The organism is Micromonospora sp. NPDC049201, assembly GCF_055586805.1.
In genome coordinates, this window is sequence record NZ_JBVJHM010000033.1 from 1 (window position 1) to 3,854 (window position 3,854).

Genomic DNA, 3,854 nt, shown 5'->3' on the forward strand with positions numbered 1-3,854 from the left:
AGGCCCTGGAGGCCGCCAGCGTCGAGCCGGTGGCGATCGTGGGGATGGGGTGTCGGTATCCGGGTGGGGTCGGTGACCCGGAGGAGTTCTGGCAGCTGCTGGTCGATGGTGTTGACGCGGTGGGTGAGTTCCCCGTGGATCGGGGTTGGGATGTCGGGTCGTCAGATGACCCGGATCCGGCGGGGTCGGGGAGCGACTTTGCGCGTAAGGGTGGGTTCCTGGCTGGTGCGGCGTTGTTCGATGCGGGGTTCTTCGGGATCAGTCCCCGGGAGGCCGTGGCGATGGATCCGCAGCAGCGGCTGCTGCTGGAGGTTTCCTGGGAGGCGTTGGAGCGGGCCGGGATCGACCCCTCGGGGCTGCGCGGTTCGGACACCGGTGTATATGTCGGCGCCGCCGGGCAGGACTACATCTCGGTGATCGGTGACGCGCAGACCGGTAGCGAGGGGCATCTCCTGACCGGCAACGTGGCGAGTGTCATGTCGGGGCGGGTGGCGTACACCCTGGGCTTGGAGGGCCCGGCGGTGTCGGTGGACACGGCGTGTTCGTCGTCGTTGGTCGCGGTGCATCTCGCGGCGCAGGCGTTGCGGTCGGGTGAGTGTTCGATGGCCCTGGCCGGCGGTGTAGCGGTGATGGCCAAGCCCGGAGCGTTTGTGGAGTTTTCCCGCCAGGGCGGGTTGGCCGCTGACGGGCGGTGCAAACCGTTCGCGGACGCGGCGGACGGTACGGGTTGGGGTGAGGGTGTCGGAATTCTGGTGTTGGAACGACTGTCGGATGCCCGTCGGCGGGGGCATCGGGTGTTGGCGGTGCTGCGGGGCAGCGCGGTCAACCAGGACGGCGCCTCCAACGGGTTGAGTGCCCCGAACGGGCCGTCGCAGCAACGGGTGATCCGTCAGGCCTTGGCGAATGCGCGGTTGTCGCCGGGCGAGGTGGACGTGGTGGAGGCGCACGGCACGGGCACCACCCTCGGTGACCCGATCGAGGCGCAGGCTCTTATCGCCGCCTACGGCCAAGATCGACCGCCGGAGCAACCGTTGCGGTTGGGGTCGGTGAAGTCGAACATCGGCCACACCCAGGCGGCCGCGGGTGTCGCCGGGATCATCAAGGTGGTCCTCGCGATGCGGCACGGCCTGATGCCCAAGACGCTGCACGTGGACACCCCGTCCACGCATGTGGACTGGTCGGCTGGAGCGGTGCGTCTGCTGACCGAGGCCACGCCGTGGCCGGTCAACGGCCGGCCACGACGCGCTGGGGTGTCGTCGTTCGGACTCAGCGGTACCAACGCTCACCTCATCCTGGAGGAGACCGAACCGATCGAGATCCTGCAGGAGGCCGAACCGTTTGAGCCGCCGCGGGACACACCGGTTGACCCGGCGGCCTCGGGCCAGGAGCCGCCGACGCTGCCGGGCGGGGTGGTGCCGTGGTTGTTGTCGGCTAAGTCTGAGGTGGCGTTGCGGGCGCAGGCGCAGCGGTTGGCCGAGTTCGTGGTCGACCGGCCCGAGGTGGATCCGGTGGCGGTGGGGCGGGCGTTGGTGGACGGCCGGGCGACCGGGTTCGCGCATCGGGGTGTGGTGCTCGGCCAGGATCGGTCGGCGTTGGTGGACGGGTTGCAGGCGCTGGCCTCCGGTGGCCAGGCGCCGGGAGTGGTTGCCGGGGTCGCGGGGTCGGGTCGGTTGGCGGTGGTGTTTTCCGGGCAGGGTAGTCAGCGGGTCGGGATGGGTCTGGGCTTGTATGAGGCGTATCCGGTGTTCGCTGAAGTGTTCGATGAGGTCTGCGCGTCCTTCGACCAGCATCTCGAGCGGTCGTTGCGGGACGTGGTCGCGGGCGAGCCGCAGCTATTGGATCAGACGATGTACACCCAGGCCGGGCTGTTCGCGGTGCAGGTGGCGTTGTACCGGCTGCTCGGCTCGTGGGGGGTGGCCCCGCAGTGTTTGGCGGGGCATTCGATTGGTGAGTTGAGTGCGGCTCATGTGGCTGGGGTGTGGGATCTGGCTGATGCGGTGGCGGTGGTGGCCGCGCGGGGCCGGTTGATGCAGGCGCTTCCTGCTGGTGGTGCCATGGTGGCGTTGACCGCCAGTGATGCTGAAACGCAGGAGTTGATCGCGGGGCATACCGATTTGGTGGGCGTCGCGGCGGTCAACGGTCCTCGTTCCACGGTGATTTCCGGTGATCAGACCGTGGTGTTGGAGTTGGCGCAGCGGTGGCGAGATGGAGGTGGTAAGGCGCGGCGGTTGCGGGTCAGTCACGCGTTCCATTCGCCGTTGATGGAGCCGATGCTGGCCGACTTCGCCCACGTGTTGGCCGAGGTGTCCTGGCGGGAGCCGACCATCCCGGTGGTGTCCGGCACTCCGGGTGCGGATGTGACCGAGCCCGAATACTGGCTGACACACACCCGCCAGACGGTGCGGTACCACGGCGCGGTGACCGCCCTGCTTGAGCAGGGCGTGGATATCTTCCTCGAACTGGGCCCGGACGGCACGCTGACCTCAATGGCCGACACCGACACCCCCGATGCAGGGGTGTGGCTGCCAGCGATGCGCGCCGACCGCGACGAGCCGCAGACGTTACTGACCGCGGTCGCCGGTGTTCACGTACACGGCGGGACCGTGGACTGGCCGCTACTGCTCGGCACGAGTGCCGGTCCGGCCGAGGCCATGGGTGTGGGCGTGGCGGTGGGCGGGGCCATCGCGCTGCGGGCTGAGTTGCCTACCTACCCGTTCCAGCATCAGCGGTTCTGGCCGCAGACGGTGGCGGCTGGTGTGGGCGATGCACGGGTGTTGGGGCTGGGTTCGGCTGATCATGCGTTGTTGCGTGCGGCGGTGTCGTTGGCTGATGGAGACGGGGTGGTGTTGACCGGCCGGTTGTCGGTGTCGGCGCAGCCGTGGCTGGCCGATTACGTGGTGTTGGGTTCGGTGTTGTTGGCGGGCACGGCGTTCGTGGAGTTGGTGGTGTACGCCGGGGACCAGGTGGGTTGTGCCTCGGTGGAGGAGTTGACGCTGCAGACGCCGTTGCTGCTGCCCGAGCAGGGCGGGGTGCAGGTGCAGGTGTGGGTCGGTGACCCCGACCAGGACGGCCGACGGCCGGTCAACGTGTACTCCCGACCAGAAGGCGCGGAGGGTTCGTGGACTCGGCATGCCACGGGTGTGTTGAGCCCGCAGGCCGGCCGGGTGCCGTCCGGGTTGGGGCAGTGGCCACCGGCCGACGCGCGGCCGGTGGCTGTTGACGGGTTGTACGAGCGGTTGGCTGACGGCGGGTACGTGTACGGGCCGGTGTTCCAAGGTCTGCGGGCGGTATGGCGTTCCGACCGGGATGTGTACGCGGAGGTGGCACTGCCCGAGCAGGACGCAGCCGACGGATTCGGGTTGCATCCGGCGGTGTTGGACGCTGCGCTGCACCCGATCGGGTTGACCGGGCTGCTCGGCGACGACGATGGCGGGGCGGTGTTGCCGTTCGCATGGAGCGGGGTGCGGCTGCACGCGACCGGAGCGACCACGCTACGGGTCCGGCTCACACCGGCCGACGATGGGGCTATCGCGGTGGCGGTGTTCGACACCGCCGGCCAGCCGGTCCTGACCGCGGACTCGCTGGTGCTGCGGCCGGTGACCACCGACCAACTCGCCGCCGGGGCGCCGGATGCGGCGCAGTCACTGTTCGCGGTGGAGTGGGTGCCGCTGCCAGGCGCGGAACCCGACACCGCGTCGGTGACTGCCGAACTGGTCTGGGCGTGGCATGGGCAGGTTGGTGGTGAGCTGCCTCCGGTCATGGTGGCAGAGCTACCGGCTGCGGGCGATGCTGTGGGTGTTGTCGAGGCTACGCATGTGGCGAGCGGGTTGGTGTTGGGGTGGGTCCAGGACTGG

At 69.3% G+C, this 3,854-nt stretch carries 1 pseudogene; it reads left to right on the forward strand.

The window, feature by feature from the left end:
* Window positions 1-5 precede the first annotated feature (5 nt).
* Window positions 6-3,854, forward strand: a pseudogene (locus ACZ6O5_RS31200) (type I polyketide synthase); the annotation flags it as partial.